General features: G+C 69.0%; 14 protein-coding genes. 10 read left to right on the top strand and 4 right to left on the bottom strand.

What is annotated here, in order from left to right; all coding sequences use genetic code 11:
- Window positions 1-148: 148 nt before the first annotated feature.
- The 4 genes from Phou_RS55860 (at window position 149) to Phou_RS38455 (ending at window position 4,249) form a co-directional block, all read left to right on the top strand.
- Window positions 149-520 (top strand): three-helix bundle dimerization domain-containing protein, encoded by a 372-nt coding sequence (locus tag Phou_RS55860; RefSeq protein ID WP_371872250.1) that lies wholly within the window; start codon window positions 149-151, stop codon window positions 518-520.
- Window positions 521-538: 18 nt separating this feature from the next.
- Window positions 539-724 (top strand): hypothetical protein, encoded by a 186-nt coding sequence (locus tag Phou_RS55865; protein ID WP_173066750.1) that lies wholly within the window; start codon window positions 539-541, stop codon window positions 722-724.
- A 150-nt stretch (window positions 725-874) separates the two neighbouring features.
- Window positions 875-1,036 (top strand): hypothetical protein, encoded by a 162-nt coding sequence (locus Phou_RS55870; protein WP_371872262.1) that lies wholly within the window; start codon window positions 875-877, stop codon window positions 1,034-1,036.
- Between the two features lie 759 nt (window positions 1,037-1,795).
- Window positions 1,796-4,249, top strand: a complete 2,454-nt coding sequence (locus tag Phou_RS38455) for a non-reducing end alpha-L-arabinofuranosidase family hydrolase (RefSeq protein ID WP_173066753.1) — start codon at window positions 1,796-1,798, stop codon at window positions 4,247-4,249.
- 112 nt (window positions 4,250-4,361) lie between these two features.
- On the opposite strand, the gene Phou_RS38460 is transcribed toward Phou_RS38455, so the two are convergent.
- Together Phou_RS38460 and Phou_RS38465 are read right to left on the bottom strand one after the other, a co-directional pair.
- Window positions 4,362-4,967, bottom strand: a complete 606-nt coding sequence (locus tag Phou_RS38460; RefSeq protein WP_173066756.1) for a hypothetical protein — start codon at window positions 4,965-4,967, stop codon at window positions 4,362-4,364.
- Window positions 4,968-5,015: 48 nt separating this feature from the next.
- Entirely contained in the window at window positions 5,016-5,600 is a 585-nt protein-coding gene (locus tag Phou_RS38465) for a hypothetical protein (RefSeq protein ID WP_173066759.1), read from the bottom strand.
- Between the two features lie 160 nt (window positions 5,601-5,760).
- Here Phou_RS38465 and Phou_RS38470 point away from each other — a divergent pair, with 160 nt between their 5' ends.
- Window positions 5,761-7,770: a sensor histidine kinase gene (locus Phou_RS38470; RefSeq protein ID WP_173066762.1), complete on the top strand. Its 2,010-nt coding sequence runs from the start codon at window positions 5,761-5,763 to the stop codon at window positions 7,768-7,770.
- Entirely contained in the window at window positions 7,767-8,441 is a 675-nt protein-coding gene (locus tag Phou_RS38475; protein ID WP_173066765.1) for a response regulator transcription factor, read from the top strand. The genes Phou_RS38470 and Phou_RS38475 overlap by 4 nt, the downstream gene beginning before the upstream one ends.
- Before the next feature lie 41 nt (window positions 8,442-8,482).
- Here the strand turns inward: Phou_RS38475 and Phou_RS51695 are convergent, their stop codons facing one another.
- Entirely contained in the window at window positions 8,483-9,901 is a 1,419-nt protein-coding gene (locus Phou_RS51695) for a Fic family protein (protein WP_218579473.1), read from the bottom strand.
- Between the two features lie 19 nt (window positions 9,902-9,920).
- On the opposite strand from Phou_RS51695, the gene Phou_RS38485 reads away from it, so the two are divergent.
- The 3 genes from Phou_RS38485 to Phou_RS38495 all read left to right on the top strand — a co-directional run bounded on the left by Phou_RS38485 (window position 9,921) and on the right by Phou_RS38495 (window position 12,589).
- Window positions 9,921-10,685: a hypothetical protein gene (locus tag Phou_RS38485; RefSeq protein WP_173066768.1), complete on the top strand. Its 765-nt coding sequence runs from the start codon at window positions 9,921-9,923 to the stop codon at window positions 10,683-10,685.
- 141 nt (window positions 10,686-10,826) lie between these two features.
- Window positions 10,827-11,585: a metallophosphoesterase gene (locus tag Phou_RS38490; protein ID WP_173066771.1), complete on the top strand. Its 759-nt coding sequence runs from the start codon at window positions 10,827-10,829 to the stop codon at window positions 11,583-11,585.
- Window positions 11,586-11,788: 203 nt separating this feature from the next.
- Window positions 11,789-12,589, top strand: a complete 801-nt coding sequence (locus Phou_RS38495) for an alpha/beta fold hydrolase (RefSeq protein WP_218579474.1) — start codon at window positions 11,789-11,791, stop codon at window positions 12,587-12,589.
- A 29-nt stretch (window positions 12,590-12,618) separates the two neighbouring features.
- On the opposite strand, the gene Phou_RS38500 is transcribed toward Phou_RS38495, so the two are convergent.
- Window positions 12,619-12,960 (bottom strand): STAS domain-containing protein, encoded by a 342-nt coding sequence (locus tag Phou_RS38500; protein ID WP_503827014.1) that lies wholly within the window; start codon window positions 12,958-12,960, stop codon window positions 12,619-12,621.
- Between the two features lie 738 nt (window positions 12,961-13,698).
- Here Phou_RS38500 and Phou_RS38505 point away from each other — a divergent pair.
- Window positions 13,699-15,222, top strand: a complete 1,524-nt coding sequence (locus Phou_RS38505; protein ID WP_173066780.1) for a serine/threonine protein kinase — start codon at window positions 13,699-13,701, stop codon at window positions 15,220-15,222.
- Window positions 15,223-16,409 lie beyond the last annotated feature (1,187 nt).

Below are 16,409 nucleotides of genomic sequence, written 5' to 3' on the forward strand. Positions count from 1 at the left end.
GCCGGTCAGCGGCAGGTCGGCCGGGCATCGCGGCGCAGCTGGGCCTGTGTCCGTTGAGTAGTCGGAAGACGTACGTTCATGTTCGACTCGCGGCGAGGGCGGCTGGGCCATGAGATGATTGAATCCTTCCAGCTAAGGCCGTGACTCCATGTCAACAGCGCAGGATCCTCCGCAGACCCCTGCCCGGCTCGGTCCGCCAGGTACAGCCCCGCGCGAGGACGCAGCGGACGGGACGTCTGCCTACGAGGAGCAGATCGCGGGGATCGTCGACAGGCTTCAGCAGCGGTACCCGCGTGCGGCGGTCTCCGGACTTGACCTCGAAGGTCGGGTCCGCGGCGCCTACCGCCAGTTCGACACCGCCCGCGTCCGAACCTTCGTCACCATCCTCGTTGAGCGCCTCGTGCGGCGTTCCATCGAGGAGCCCTCCTTGGCCGTGCCAAACCCGGTGGCGGCGTCGAGCGGGTTGAGATCGCCTTGGCGCAGCTCGCGGCGGACGCGACGGCACGTGCCATCGACCTGACAAGGGTGAGGACAAACGATGCAGATTGACAAGGCAGAGATCATCGCGGTCCTGCGGTCCAGAGGGCTGTGGGAAAGAGCCGACTGGGTCGACCGGACACTGCCGCTGGTCATCGATACAGCAAAGAATGGCTCACTGTTGCGGATGCTCCACATCGACCCCGCCCGCATGTCAGCCATGAGCGGGGCCAAGCAAGACAGTTGAGCGGGCGCTGTGGCCTCGCCGCATAGTGGTTGGTCGTTGAGGTTGTCCCCTACGACCCGAACTGGCGTGGCCAGTTCGAGCTTGAACGGCAGCGGTTGGTGCGCGTGCTGCCGGGGTTTGAGCATCGAGCACATCGGGTCGACCAGCGTGGTGGGATTGGCAGCCAAGCCGATCATCGACATCTCGGCGGTGGTGCCCGAGGTCTGCGAGATCGCCGCGGACATCCGGCTGGTCCGGCCTACCACCGTGACCGCCTCGGAGAGGACGAGATCGTCATCCTTGACGAGCGCAGCGGCCTACTCAGCCGCCTAAGCGCGTTGTCGGCGACCACGCGCGCAGCCGGTCTAGCGGCCACCACTGCGTAGATCGCAGCGGATCCGGATGCCAAGATCAGTCGCCTTGGGCGGCATCGCGCGCTGCCGAGGTCGCGGCGCGCTGATCCCGCGCTGAAGGATGCAGGGCGGAAGGCCACTGCGGCGACACGGTCGGGCGGCGGCTGGCGCGGTTGCGGCGTCGGTGCGAGTTTCGCGACCGTGGCCCTTCGCGGCGGTGGGGTTGGTGGGACGGAGAACCTCGAGCCACACATCGACAGTCGTAACTTGACACACGTATGACGTGTGATCTATGTTTCCCCCAGTCGGTTCGCCGGGCCGCGTGGGGACCCCTATCCGAACTCCGCCAGCAGGATGTACGCAGGCGGTTTGTCGGATCTGTGTTGGTGCCGCCGCCGACGGAAGGGCGCCTTCGGCCGGTGTTGATCGCGCAACATTTCCGCGGGCACGCCGAAGCGACTGTCCCCGCAATAGGAACAAGTAAGGCGGCAATGATTTCGATGGAGGCACTGGCGCCCCGGATCTCCGAAACTTTCGGATCTGGGGCGGCTCGCACTGTCGACGCAAGGTCGATCTCGGCTGGGAGCCACCGCCGCGCCTGGCTCCACTTTTCGCTGCCCAGACGCAAACCATAGTTCCGAAATGTTTCTGAAAAATGTTTGCCCAAAATGGAGTTAACGTGAACATCCCGTCGTCCCCGCCAAGGCGGCTCGGGCGCTGGGCCGAAGAGGAGGTAAAGGTGGCTACGAGTCCCTCCGTCCATCGTGGCGGGACCCGGCGCAAGAGATCGCTCGTCGTCAGAGCGGTGGTTGCCAGCGTGGTCGGTGTCGTGACGGCGGCCTCGGCCGCGGTGATGATGCCGTCGGCGGACGCGGCGGAGAGCACACTGGGTGCGGCGGCCGCGCAGTCGGGCCGGTACTTCGGCACGGCGATCGCGGCTGGCCGGCTCAGCAACTCGACGTACACCACGATCGCCGGACGTGAGTTCAACATGATCACGGCCGAGAACGAGATGAAGCCCGACGCCACCCAGCCCCAGCGGGGGCAGTTCAACTTCAGCTCCGGTGACCAGATCTACAACTGGGCCACCCAGCGCGGGCTGAAGGTGCGTGGCCACACCCTGGCGTGGCATGCACAGCAGCCCGGGTGGATGCAGAGCCTGTCCGGCTCCACGCTTCGCCAAGCCATGATCGATCACATCAACGGGGTGATGGGTCACTACCGGGGCAAGCTGGCCGCCTGGGACGTGGTGAACGAGGCGTTCAACGAGGACGGCAGCCGCCGCTCGTCGAACCTGCAGGGCACCGGCAACGACTGGATCGAAGTGGCGTTCCGCACGGCCCGCAACGCTGACCCGTCGGTCAAGCTCTGCTACAACGACTACAACATCGAAAACTGGTCGTACGGCAAGACCCAGGGCGTGTACCGCATGATCCAGGACTTCAAGTCCCGGGGAGTGCCGATCGACTGCGTCGGCCTGCAGACCCACTTCACCGGCGGCAGCTCGCTGCCGAGCAACTTCCAGACCACGCTGTCCAGCTTCGCGGCCCTCGGCGTGGACGTGGCCCTGACCGAGGCCGACGTCACCAACGCGTCGACGTCGCAGTACGCGGGGCTGACCCAGGCGTGCCTGAACGTGCCGCGCTGCATCGGGATCACGGTGTGGGGCGTGCGTGACAGCGACTCGTGGCGGTCCGGCGAAAGCCCACTGCTGTTCGACGGCAACGGAAACAAGAAGGCCGCCTACACGTCGGTGCTGAACGTCCTCAACTCCGTCAGCCCCACCACCTCGCCGTCCGTGAGCCCGACGACGAGCGCCTCACCCAACCCGCCGAGTGGCTCGGGCGCGATCACCGGGGTGCAGTCCAACCGCTGCATCGACGTGCCCAACGCGACGCAGACCAACGGCACGCGCGTACAGCTCTACGACTGCAACGGCCAGACCAACCAGACGTGGAGCTACACCTCGAACAGACAACTGCGGGTGTACGGCGGCAAGTGCCTGGACGCCAACGGCGCCGCCACAGCCAACGGCACCGCCATCATCATCTGGGACTGCAACGGCGGGACAAACCAGCAGTGGAACGTCAACTCCAACGGCACCATCAGCGGCGTGCAGTCCGGCCGGTGCCTGGACGTGTGGGGCACCGCCAACGGGCAGCAGATCCAGCTGTACGACTGCCACGGGCAGACCAACCAGCAGTGGCGGACCAACTTCACGAGTAGCCCCACCACGCCGCCCCCGTCGTCCTCGGCGCCCCCGACCTCATCGCCCCCGGGCGGCTGCGCGCTTCCGTCGACGTACCGCTGGTCGTCGACCGGCCCGTTGACGAGCCCGCAGAACGGTTGGCTGTCGCTCAAGGACTTCACCAACGTGGTCTACAACGGCAGGCACCTGGTCTACGCGTCGAACGTCTCGAGCGGAGGAACGTATGGCTCGATGAACTTCGGCCTGTTCACCAACTGGTCCGACATGGCCTCGGCCAGCCAGAACGGGATGAGCCAGGCCACGGTGGCGCCCACGCTGCTCTACTTCGCCCCGAGGAACATCTGGGTGCTGGCCTACCAGTGGGGGCCGACCTCGTTCAGCTACAAGACGTCGAGTGACCCGACCAACGCCAACGGCTGGTCCGGGGCGCAGACGCTGTCCACCGCCAGCCTTCCCGACGCCCCGTATGGTGTGATCGACCAGACCCTCATCGGCGACGACCAGAACATGTACCTGTTCTTCGCCGGTGACAACGGCAAGATCTACCGGTCGAGCATGCCGATCGGGAACTTCCCCGGCAGCTTCGGCTCGAGCTACACGACGATCATGACCGACTCCACGAACAACCTGTTCGAAGGGGTCGAGGTCTACAAGGTCCAAGGCCAGAACCAGTACCTGATGATCGTCGAGGCGATCGGAAGCCAGGGGCAGCGCTACTTCCGCTCGTTCACCTCCAGCAGCCTCGGCGGGTCGTGGACCCCGCAGGCCGCCAGCGAGAGCAACCCGTTCGCCGGCAGGGTCAACAGCGGTGCCACCTGGACCAACGACATCAGCCACGGTGACCTGGTCCGCACCAACCCCGACCAGACCAAGACCATCGACGCGTGCAACCTCCAGCTCCTCTACCAAGGCAAGGACCCCAGCGCCGGCGGCGACTACAACCGGCTGCCGTGGCGGCCGGGTGTGTTGACCCTGCAACGCTAGGCATTTCGCTGACAGTTCGGGTGTGTCCGGCGCCGACCCGCGCCGGACACACCCGATGCCGCTTATGGCGCCATGGCGGTAATGGGTGGCTGCGCGGGTCCGAGAGGAAGTCTCACCGCCACCAGCGTTGTGACGGAGCGCATTGCGGGCAGGTGCAGCGCGGCAGGACGGACGGCACCGGTTGCCGGGGTGTCAGGGGCAGCGCGAGGGTCTGGCGTGCGCCGAGGTTGACCTGCCGGGCGGCCACGGCGCGGAAGGGGTCAGGCTCGGTGAACAGCGCGTCGCGGCGGCTGGCGAACGCGGTCAGCGTGTACGGCCCCAGCGGAACGGCGAGCTCGACCTGGTCGCCGACCAGCGCCGGCACGACCAGGCCGCTGGCGGACCGCAGGTAAGGCTGGCCGACGAGTACCAGAGTGACCGGATCGCCCTCGCGGAGGCCGAGCTGACGGACGGCGCCGGTTAGTCCGGTGTAGAGGGAGAGCGTGGCGGGTCGTGCCGCCGACGGACGCCCCACTGTGGACAGGTTCAGCGCCCGTCCGGTGGCGTCGAACGCCCGCGCCGGCGCTCCGGACCGGTTGAAGGTCAGGCGGTCGTAGAGGCATTGCCCCGCCCACGCGACGACCGGTCCGGCCGGACCGAAGAAGAATCCCGCCGCCGACTGGACGAAAGCCTCGCGCAGCCGTCGCCACTCCTGCTCGGTAAGGCTCCTTGAGTTCATGTCTCTCCCTTCTCGCCGCACCCATCGCGGCATGGGCACGCCGGTTGGTCAGCGGATCGTGACCTCGCGGGGCTTCGCCGGCGAGATCGCTGGAACCTCACGGCGCAGCGCGAGTCCCAGGGCGAGCCAGACCAGGCCGATGCCGGTGATCGCGGGTGTGTTCGGCATACCGAAGACCACGAAGGCGGGCAGTTCGATGGCGAAGGGGTACAGGCCACAGGCCAGCGGGGCGAAGCGGCGCCAGCCGTGCCAGCGGTTGGTGCGTACCGCGGCGATGCCGGTCAGGATCATGCCCAGGCCGATAAGCGGGTCACCGATGCCGAACAGGGTCTCGGCGACTGTGAAGTCGGCCCCGACCGTCAGCTCCGCCACCGCGATCAACGTCCAGCCCAGGCCGGCGAGCGGCAGGCCGATCCTGGGCAGCCGGCCGGAGCCGGCGGCGCCCGAGGTGGCGAGTGCCAGCACGCCCGTGAGGACCAGCAGGTGCGAGGTGGTCGTCGCGATCGTGAACGGCAGGCCGGGGTGCTCCGGGTCCACCGGGTTGATGAACTGGACAACGCCCACGGCCACGTGCAGCAGCGCGCCGGCGATCAAGGTAGACGTGGCCGCTCGGCCGAGCCTGGTGACGTCCATGGCTTCTCTCCGCTCAGTCGGTGATTGAGCCGACGGTAGGGATCACCGGGGTGCGCCCGGAACGTGGCGGGCACACACAGACGACCCCGAGGCCAGCCCCGGGGTGGGGGAGGGGAACGCCTCCTGGACCGGTACGAACGCGTCGGGAGACGATCCATGGGTGGTGAGTCGGATCCGGCGGACGGTGGTCCCCTTCGGCCTGTTCGGGCTGGCGGCGGTGTGCGCGGCCGCCGCCGTGACGGGCGCGATCGTGGCCGGCTACGACCTCGACGAGGCGATACAGGGATTCCTGCTCCCGCAGGCCGTCATCGGCGCTTCGTTCGCGGTCAGCGGAGTGCTCATCGCGTGGCAGCGCCCGGGCAACCCGGTGGGGTGGCTGGTACTGTCGGCCGGTTGCGTGCAGACGGCTACCGCAGCGGCGGTGCCCTGGCTCGACTTCGGCGCCCGCGAGGGCTGGCCGGAGGTGGTCCTGCGGAGCATCGCGACCGTCTACGCGTACGCCTGGCCGTGGGGGATCTCCCTGTTCGTACCGTTGGCGTTGCTGCTGTTCCCGAACGGCACACTGCCCGGCCGGCGGTGGCGGCCGGTGGTCTGGCTGGTCGCGGCCGGCAGCCTGCTCTTCGTCGCCGCGCTCGGCGGGGAGGGCGCGCGGTTGAAGACCTCGCTGGCCCAGGCCTGGATCGAGGTGCCCGGATATGACCACCTCGACACGCTGTGGCTCGTAGCCAAGATCGTGAACGTCGCGATCAACGCGGTGGTGCTGGCAAGCCTGGTGGTCCGGTACCGGGGCGGAGACAGGGTGCTGCGCCAACAGGTCCGCTGGCTGCTGCTGGCCGCTCTGCTGTCCGCGGTCGCGCTGGTGCCGCAGCCACTGTTCGGTGTGGGGTCGGTGCTGTTGTTTCTGGCGCTGGCGTTCATTCCGGTGGCCATCATGTTCGCCGTGCTGCGGTACCGGCTCTTCGACATCGACCTGGTCGTGCGCCGCTCTTTGGTCTATGGCGTCCTGTCCCTCGGCATCACCGCGGTGTACGCGGCCCTGGCCGCCGCTCCGGGCCTCACGTTGGGCAACCGGATTCCGGTCGAGCTGGCCGTGACGCTGACCATCGTCGCCGCGGTCGCGTTCGCGCCGATGCGGCGACGCCTGGACGCCCTGGCGGATCGGTGGGTTTTCGGCCCACGGGTAAACCGCTACCAGCTGCTCACCGCGTTCGGCGCCGGCCTGGAACAGACGCTCGACCTGCGCGACCTGCTGCCGCAGCTGGCCGCCACGGTGCGACGCGGGCTCGCCGCGAGCTGGGTCCGGGTATCGCTGCCCGGCACCGCCGCGGTCGCGGGCAAGCCGGATGGCCGCGCCGCACTTGACGTGCCGCTGAAGCGCAACGGCGAGACCGTCGGGCACATCGAGTGCGGCGCCAAGGATGGCGGCTACGACCCCGACGACGTGCAGCTGCTAGCCACACTGGCCGGGCAGGCCGCCACCGCCATCGCCAACGTACAGCTGACGGCCGAGCTCGCGCAGCGGCTGGACGAGCTGTCCCGATCGCGGGCCCGCATTGTCGCCGCACAGGACAGCGAGCGCCGCCGCATCGAGCGAGATCTGCACGACGGCGCCCAGCAGCATGTCGTCGCGCTGCTCACGAAACTGCGGCTGGTCCGCAACCAGCTGGCCCGCGGCGAGGGCTCCGCCGCCGAAGCGCTCGACGAGCTTCAGGCCGACGCCCGGGATCTGCTCGGCGACCTGCGCGACCTGGCGCACGGCATCCACCCGCCCGTGCTGTCCGACCGTGGTCTCGTGGCCGCCGTCGAGGCCCGCGCCGACCGGCTCCCGCTCGACATCCTCGTAGAGGCCGAGCCGGCCCTGCGTGAACGGCGATTCGGCGCCGCCACCGAGGCGGCCGCCTACTTCGTCGTCTGCGAGGCGTTGACCAACGTCGTGAAACACGCCGGCACCGAGGCGGTACGCATCGCCCTGGCCGTCGCCGACGGCCACCTGGAGATCGTCGTACACGACGACGGCATCGGCTTTCCCAGCACGGCCACCGCCGGCCACGGCCTGACCAACCTGCGCGACCGCATCGAGACGCTCGACGGCACGATGCACATCGAGGGCCGGGCCGGCGCCGGAACGCGCCTGCGCGCCCAGATTCCCATCGGAGGTACTGCCACATGAGCGACCGTCTGCGCGTCGTCATCGCCGAAGACAACTACCTGGTCCGCGAGGGTACGCGCAAGCTGCTCGAGGACTCCGGCGAGATCGACGTCCTCGCCGCGGTGGGTGACGCCGAGCAGCTGCGCCACGCGGTGCGCCGCCTGACTCCCGACGCCGTCCTCACGGATATCCGCATGCCGCCGGGTCACCACATGGAGGGCATCGAAGCCGCCCACGCCATCCGCGCCGAGCACCCCGGCATCGGCGTGGCCGTGCTGTCCCAGCACACCGACGAGAGCTACGCGTTCGCACTGCTGCGCGACGGCACCAGCGGGCTGGCCTACCTGCTCAAAGACCGTCTCGGCGACCTGGAAGACCTGATCCGCGCGCTCCGGGAGGTAGCCCGCGGCGGCTCGGTCATCGACCCCCAAGTGGTGGATGCCCTTGTCGCACGCCGCACCCGCACCACGAAGTCCGTGCTCGCCGCCCTGACCCAGCGCGAGCTCGACGTCTTGCGTGAGATGGCCCAAGGCAAGACCAACGCCGGCATCGAACAGGCGCTGCACCTGTCGAGCTCAACGGTCGAGAAACACGTCAACTCGATCTTCGGCAAGCTTGGCCTGGCGGACGAGCCGGTGCACCGCCGCGTTGCCGCGGTGCTGACCTTCCTCCGCCAGCCACCCACCGCATGACGAGGCTGTACGGGCGGCAGGTAGCGCAAACGTATCCCTCGTTACCGGCGGGTCTGCTCGACGAGCGTGGCGACGAATCTGGCCAGCCTTTCGGCGTCGCGTGGGTCGGATGCCGGCCAGCGGGTCATCAGCAGCGGCGCGGCCCGGTCCAACACCACGCCTTCGCGAGCAAGCACGAAGTACAGAGCGAGCGCCGCCGATCGCGCGTTGCCATCGACGAACGGGTGAAAGTGCAGCACGTCGAGATACACCCGCGTGGCTCGCGACGGCAGCGGTACGGCCGGGTCGGTTGCCTCGGCCAGACACGCCTCGAACACCTCCGGTAGCTCGTCGCGGTACGGGTACCGTTCCCTGCCGGCCCGCGCCCAGGCGGGCGTCGTGCGGAAGGGTGCGGTGGCCACACCGAGCACCTTTCGTTGCCACGCCTCAAGTCGTGCGAACGTGAGGGGGCCGCCTTCGGCCGCGTCCGCGCGCACCAGGTCCATTGCGGCAAGGACCTGTTCGGCGCCGTACTTTCGTCTGGCGAGGTGCTCGGCGACGCCGTCGCGGGTGGTGCGCGCCGGCCCGGAGACGTGCTCGGCGCCCTGCTCCCACCGGACCGTCTGCCGGACCTGCCGCCAGACCGCGAGGGCGTCGGGAACCACCGGTGGCCAGACCCGCGGCGCCCGCGCGGCGGTGGGCAGCTCGGTGCTGCGCCAACTCGGCCAGTCCTGCGGCCAGGTGTCGGGCCACGCGTCGTCCGGTGGCGGCGTGATACCGGTGAGCCTCGCCGCGAGGGACTCCGCAGCGTCGGCCACCTCAGCACCCAACGGGGAGACCGAGCTCCAGAACCGCCCGCCGATCGCGTCGTCGACCAGAGCGTCGTGGTCCTCGCCCGGCACCTCCGCGACAGCGAGAAACCACTTCAGGGTCAAGGCGCAGACGGGGTACCAGTGTTCGTCCGCGCCGGACCGCGCCGCCACCGCCGCGACCAGGGAGGCGGCCGTGGCCTCCCAGGCGACAGCTGCCGCGCGGGGTTCGGCCGGTAGTGGCAGGTGCCGCGTGAACAGCTCGGCCAGGTCTTCCAGGAACGTCCGCCAATCCAGCAACGCCCCGGCGACGGCGACGAGCGTCTGCTCCGGTGTCGTGATCGAGTCACGGGCGCCGCTCCACCGCACGACCAGCGCACCGTCCGCCGTGTGGCCGGCCATCTGTTCGGTCCAGCCACAGGCCCAGGAACCGTAGTGCTCGACGAGGGCGGCGCCCATCACCCGCTGCCAGTCCCAGCGCGCGTCGTCCGCGGCGCGATCGAAGCCGCGGCCAGGGTGGTACCGGTAGGGCTCGGGCACGCCGCCCGCCGGTGCCACCGCCCGCACGACGTCGAGCACAGTGTCCGGGTCGAACGGGTGCCGTGCCGGCTCGACGTCCGCCCAAGTAAGGGTTTCGATCCGCAGCCGCGGATCGTCAGGCTCGACCGTCATCGCCGGCCATCGTGCCACGGTGCATGCCAAGAGCGTGCACCGCGAACGTCGCTACCAGCGCGAGCGGCTGATTACGCGCAGACAGCGGCAGATCCCGCGCGGCGAGCGCGAGGCGGGAGCCTGGCGCGGCGGACCTTGGATAAGGTGCGGCATGGGCTTGCACTGTGGGTACATCGTGGCGACCGCCTCGGCTACGGCGCTGCTTGAGGAGTTGGCCCGGCACACCGGCGAGTTCACGCTCGAATCGGTCGTCGACCGCACGGCAGACGCCGATATTGACCCCGCCGGGTTCGACATGCTGCTCGGCGAGATCGACGGCCGGGCGTGCCTGCTCGACACATCGATGACTTTGTCTGACAGCCCAGACATGATCGTTACCATGTCGACCACCCTGGGCACCGTCGTCGGTTGCGGCGCCGAGACGACCTCCGGCTCGTACTGGCTAACGGCCGCCCGGGCCGGCCAGCCCCTACGACATGTATTCGTTTCGCACGCCGCCATGACGCGTGGCATGGCAATCGGTGAGCCGCTGCCCTGCGAGAAGGCGCATCCGATCGAGGACATCAGCGGAAGCGGAGTCTTCGCTGCGATGGCGGCATTCGGGCTCGATCCGTCCGTGTGGCTGAACTCCGGTCCCGCCCGCGTCGTCAAGTACGACCACAGTCGTCCAGCAGTGAAGGGGCCAATCGCCGCCATCGTTCGAGGGCACTACGAGCGATACAAACGTCCCGGGGGCGAATGGCTACATCACATCACCGCAGTCGTCCGAGACGAATCCCGATAGCCGCATCGCGAGACGATCGTCCGCCGAGTCCACCTCCCGGGCACGTCGAACCCGCCCCGCCTACCGCCGCATGTTACTGCGACGATCCGGTCTTGCTCGTTGCGTTCACTGCGGCGCTATTGTCGGTCGCACGGAGGCGGCATGGCGAAGATCGTGGTTATCGGTGACGTCGGCGGGTGCGCCGACCAACTCGCGGAGGCGATCGAGCCGATAGTCGAGGACCCTGCCGCTTTGGTGATCCAGGTTGGTGACTTGATCGACCGAGGTCCGGACAGCTCGGGGGTGCTGGCGCTGGTCCGCCGACGGTTCGACGCCGGAACAGACAGCTGGATCCAGCTCATCGGCAACCACGAGGCGCAGTACCTCGGCGGCGGGCGGTTCTGGCCGCATCAACTCGCATCCAACGATGCTCAGCTGCTGCAGACGTGGTGGATGAAAGAGTGGCTGCGGGTGGCCGCCGCGGTGCGTACCGCCGACGGGGAGGAGCTTCTGGTAACCCACGCCGGTCTGAGCGTCGACGCGTGGCGGGACCTGGGCGCACCGGTGACCGCGAGCACTGCCGCGGACCTGCTCAACACCAGACCCGAGCAGCTGCTGTGGAACGATCGCGGGCCGTTGTGGGCCGAAGCCGGCCCAGACGTCTACCAGTCCTGGATGTACGCCCGCGAGCCCGTCCCGTTCGGCCAGGTCCACGGCCACTCGACCATCGTCAGCTACCGGCGGGAGACCTGGCTATGCGGCGAACGGATCCGCCAGCGGGCGACCGTCGACTGGACCGCCCGGCACACCATCACTCGCATCGGCGGCTGCCGCTTCATTGGCATCGATCCCAAACACGGCAACACCGGCGCGCCGACCTGGTCTCCACTCATCCTCCACGACGCCGTCCTACTGACCTGATCAGCAGACCCAACCCTGCGCCGCTGGGCCGATGCGGGAAGATAGCCTCCGGGCGCCACACGTGAATCGAGAGCCCGCGATCTCGTGCGACGGATGGCCTACCGAGCGCGCTGTATCGGCTGGATATGGTGGCGGGCGTGTATCGGACGGCTGCCGTTGACGGGTTCCGGCTTGCCTACGATCGGACCGGTACTGGTCCCGCGGTGGTGTTGCTGCACGGGTGGCCGAGCGACCGCACCGAGTACCGCGAGGTCGTGCCCCTGCTGCCAGAGGCCGACGTGGTGGTCCCCGACCTGCGCGGCTTCGGTGCCTCTGACAAGCACGCGGCCGACCCTACGCAGCATTACAGCGCCGACGCGCAGGCTCGCAGCATCATCGGGCTGATCGAGGAGCTCGGGTTGGACCGACCGGTCCTTTGTGGGCACGACATTGGCAGCCGGATCGCGCTGGCAGTGGTCCGGCGTCGTCCGGACCTGGTCCGAGCGATGGTACTCACGCCACCGCTGCCAGGAATCGGCGAGCGGATCCTCGCGCCGTCGGCGCATCAGGAGTTCTGGTATCTGGGCTTGCATCAGCTTCCGCTCGCGGACGAGCTGATCGATGGCAGGCCCGAGGCTGTGCGCTGCTACCTGCGGCATTTCTGGACGCACTGGTCGGGCCCTGCGTTCGCCCTCGCCGAGGAGCACCTGGAGCATCTCGTTGCGCTCTACGCCGAGCCGGGCGCGTTCACCGCGTCCATCGGTTGGTACCGCGTCGGCTCCGGCGGATTGGCCAAGGTCGCGGCCGAACCGGTTTCGCGACCAGAGCAGCGCATCGGTGTGCCTACCACCGTGCTGTGGCCCGAACACGACCCGTTGTTTCCTGTCGACTGGTCCGACCGGCTCGGCCAGTTCTTCGCCGACCTACAGATACAGCACGTTGACGGCGGACATTTTCTACCGCTGGAGTGCCCGCGAGAGTTCGCTGTGGCCGTAGGGCGGCGGTTGAGTTCCCGGTCCAGCTGAGCAGGGTGCCCGGCGTAGCCGGACGCACCTCACCTGCCCGGTCTGGGTCTCTGCCGACCGTTGGGGTGGTCGGATGTCAGCATGGTCAGGACGTTCGCGAAGTCCAACACCTCGCGGACGAACCCTTGAGGCTGGGTCACCACCACGGTTTTTCCGCGGTGGCGCGCGTCGACGTGGGCGCGCACGAGTTCGCCGATCGCCGCACAGTCCATAAAGGTGACATGGCGTAGGTCTACCTCGGTGACCCTCGCGGAGTCGGCGACGACGTGCAGGACGTCGTGTAGCTGCTCCTTGACGGCCATGTCGACCTCGCCGGACAGCAGAACCCGCACCGTGTCGGACTCGCTGCACACCTGATGCGAAAGAATCATGACGTACCTGCCCTCGGCCCGAACCGGAACAAGTCGGCTAACTTGCCCCTCAACCGCCAACGCCGGGGTCCGAGGCAATTGGTCCGTCACTGGTGAGACTAACCCCGGCCGATCCTGGGCGCAATCGACGCAACACCCGGGCGGCGCGGCGACGGGACCGGTCCCGCCGCCGCGCCGCCCGAGCCACCTTCGCCTAGATCGTGCGCAGGCTCGGGCTTAGCCGGTCAGGCTGTCGGTGAAGCCCAGGGGGTTTGGTGAACAGCGCGGCGGTGTGGCGCCCACGGCTGGTTACGTTGACCTGATCGGGTTGAGGTGCGGCGAGCTATCCATCGTGGACGTCCGCGTCGGCGCCTCATCCCGCAGCGCCCGTCCCTGAGTTGTCCCCACCGCCGACCGATGCAACATTCCACGGCCGTTTCCTGTGGCCGCCGGGCCAAACTCGGCACGTTCGTCCTGCCGTCGCGCGGATCGGACCGGCCAGGCCCGGTGAGCGTCTTCGCTGCGTGATCCGACCGAGGCGATCCACCCGGCAGTGCCGGTCGTCCGCCGAGCGTCACGATGATCGGCTTGCGCGACGCCGCAGGTCCTGCCGTCTGAGCGTGATGCTTTGATCTTCGTCGCGGCGACCATCCTGGTGCAACTCGTGTCGCCCCTCGGTGAACGGAGCGCCCGGCGCGAGCCGCCGGGTCTTCCTCGTCGTGGGCTGCGGGCGGGCCCGTGCTTTGGCAAGGTGGCCTGGTGCGGATCGATCAGGTTCTTGGTGGCCGGTATCGGCTGCTTTGTCATCTCGGCTCGGGCGGGATGGCCACCGTGTGGCGTGCCCATGACGAGGTCCTTGACCGGGTCGTGGCGGTGAAGGTGCTCGCCGGCCCGTACAGCACTGATCCGGGAGCCAGAAGCCGGATCCGGGCCGAGGCTCGCGCGGCGGCCAGCCTGTCCCATCCGCACGTGACCAATGTGCACGACTATGGCGAGTGCGTCGGCGAGGACGGTGCGTCACTTCCGTACGTGGTCATGGAACTGTTGCCCGGGCAGACGCTCGCGCAGCGTCTCGCCGACGGGCCGATCCCGCCGCGGGCTGCGATGCGGCTGTGCTCGCAGATCGCGGAGGCGCTGGCCGCCGCGCACGCTCGGGGACTGGTGCACCGTGATGTGAAACCGTCCAATGTGATCCTGACGCCGGCCGGGGCGAAGGTGCTCGACTTCGGTATCGCGGTCGCCGCTGGCCAGGAGGAGCCCGAGGCTGACGGCCGCCTGCTCGGCACCCCGGCGTACATCGCGCCGGAGCGGATCACCGCGGACCTGGCGTTGCCGTCCTCTGACGTGTACGCCCTCGGTGTCCTCATCCACCGGGTGTTGACCAACCGGTTGCCGTGGACGGTCGAGACCACGATGGAGATGCTGAACGCCCACATCTTCGCCGAACCCGCGCCGCTGCCGGCCATCGAGGGCGTCCCGTTCGAGATCAATGAGGTCACCGCCAGGTGCCTGGCGCGAGATCCGTGGGACCGGCCCGAGGCCGCCGTCGTCGCTGGCATCTTCGCGACGGCCGCCGGGCTGGCGGTCGTGGCCGATGATGACGGTGACCTCGCGGCCGCGCCGGCGCCACCGCCACAACGACCGCGTCCGGACGACGAACCGGATGCGATGCCAGCGTCGCCGGCATTGCCAGCTTCACCCGGCCGGCCTGGCGTCGCCCGCCGGGTTCTGCTCGTGGGTGCGCTCGTCATAGCGTTGGTCACCGCCGCCGCGGCCGCGCTCCGCCAGGCCGACGACCGGCCCAGCACCGCCGGGGGACCGCTGTCGACGGGACAGCCTGCCCAGGATGCCGCGCAGACCCGAGCGACCCAGACACCGCAGAGCCTGCCGGCTGCCTCGAGCGGCAGTACGGTGACGCCCCCGTCAACCCGCCCAAACCTGGGTGCCGCGCCCGACCAGAAGCCCTCACCATCGGCTGCCTCTTCGGACACTGGTTCGCCGGCGGCTAGCCGCACCAGCGTGCCGCCGCCGGGCACCACGCCGGGACCCGCGCCGGGCACCACGGTGACCGCGCTGGGCGGGGTGGTCCGGGTGCAATGTGCCGGTCGTACGGCCCAGGTCCTGGACGTTCAACCCGCGGCTGGCTACACGATCAAGGATTATGACGCCGGACCGGCCGCCGAAGTCCAGGTCGTGCTGCAGTCCGCAACCAACGAAAGCGAGATCAAAGTCAGGTGCGGTTCGAACGGACCGCTGCCGAGGATCAAGGAAAGCCAGCAGTAACCGCGACGGCGTTGCAAGCAGCAAGCCGTGTGGTGCGCGGGGTTTACGCTGCCCGGTGAGATCGTTGGTCCGGACCACGCTGAGAGCACCGAAGCGTTGGTTCGCGAGTCCAGTGCGCCGGGCTGGTCCGGCTACTTCGCCTCGATCGCCCCAGATGTATCGACCCGCCCGGCCTGCGGTGCGGCTACGCGGTACCCGCTACCGGCGGGATCGAGGCCGAACTCCTACCTCTCCTAGTCCAAGCGGTTCCGTCTGATGTCTGCCGCGGTACGGCTCGGCCGGTGAGGCGTTGGCCCGGGGCTTATCGGGCCGGCCGGCCTGGACCGCGTTGCTGGGGTGGTCGGGTGGAGACTGATCGCGTCGGCCGTCGCCGTGCTGCTTGGCTGGGGATGAGCGCTGGTGGGTCGACGCAGACTGCGATCCAGGGTCCGACGTTGCCTGCGGGTGATTCACCGTCGGTGTGGCGCAGGCGGCGCAGGACAGCTCTGCAGTGTAGCCAGCGACCGTACTCGACGGTGACGCCGCTGGGATGTGGGGAGGTTCGCACCGTGTCGACGGCGCCGCCGCAGGCCGCGCAGTCCGGACCGTCGCGCTCCATCGCGTTGACCACGGTAGGCGCCGCTTGCCGTGACCGCAGGGCGCTAGTCGCCGCTGTCGGTTGCCGGCGGGGTCGGTGTAGGCGGGGGTCGGCTGCTTGGTCGCGGCCTGTGACGTCGCCCTGGGTTTGGTCCGTCGAGGGGGCGTTGGCCGGCTGCTGCGGTGCGTCCGGGTCCGCTGGGTGCGCCCGCCGGCTGATCACCACTGCCGCGACCGCGCCGATGACCACCCCGGCGGCCAGGCCGGCGCCGGCCCACCGCCAGTGCGAAGTCGGCCGCTGTCCGCGCAGCGCGAGCCGGGCCAGTGCGACCCGCTCCCGGGCCACCGATCCGCCGGTGCGGGATGTGTCGCCGACTTGGCGGGCGGCTTCGGAAGCGGCGGTCAACAGGTGCTCCCACGCCGCCGACAGTTCGGTACGGGCGCGCTTCGAATAGTGGGAAGGAAGCCGATCGGACAGGTTGATCATGACGCCACCTCCAGTTGCCTGGCCGCGTATGACGCTCGCTGAGCCGACACGATACACACCGGCACCGGCTGCCGGGCCGTTCAATCCATCACCTCAGACACGAGGAAATCTTCTTCCGCGAAGG

The sequence above is a fragment of the Phytohabitans houttuyneae genome (assembly GCF_011764425.1).
Taxonomy (GTDB): Bacteria; Actinomycetota; Actinomycetes; order Mycobacteriales; family Micromonosporaceae; genus Phytohabitans; species Phytohabitans houttuyneae.

Excerpts from the sequence above, each read along its gene's own strand:
- Phou_RS38460 (WP_173066756.1), bottom strand. The coding sequence starts at position 4,967 with ATGAACTCAAGGAGCCTTACCGAGCAGGAGTGGCGACGGCTGCGCGAG.
- Phou_RS55865 (WP_173066750.1), top strand. The coding sequence starts at position 539 with ATGCAGATTGACAAGGCAGAGATCATCGCGGTCCTGCGGTCCAGAGGG.
- Phou_RS38500 (WP_503827014.1), bottom strand. The coding sequence starts at position 12,960 with ATGATTCTTTCGCATCAGGTGTGCAGCGAGTCCGACACGGTGCGGGTT.
- Phou_RS38475 (WP_173066765.1), top strand. The coding sequence starts at position 7,767 with ATGAGCGACCGTCTGCGCGTCGTCATCGCCGAAGACAACTACCTGGTC.
- Phou_RS38490 (WP_173066771.1), top strand. The coding sequence starts at position 10,827 with ATGGCGAAGATCGTGGTTATCGGTGACGTCGGCGGGTGCGCCGACCAA.
- Phou_RS51695 (WP_218579473.1), bottom strand. The coding sequence starts at position 9,901 with ATGACGGTCGAGCCTGACGATCCGCGGCTGCGGATCGAAACCCTTACT.
- Phou_RS55860 (WP_371872250.1), top strand. The coding sequence starts at position 149 with ATGTCAACAGCGCAGGATCCTCCGCAGACCCCTGCCCGGCTCGGTCCG.
- Phou_RS38465 (WP_173066759.1), bottom strand. The coding sequence starts at position 5,600 with ATGGACGTCACCAGGCTCGGCCGAGCGGCCACGTCTACCTTGATCGCC.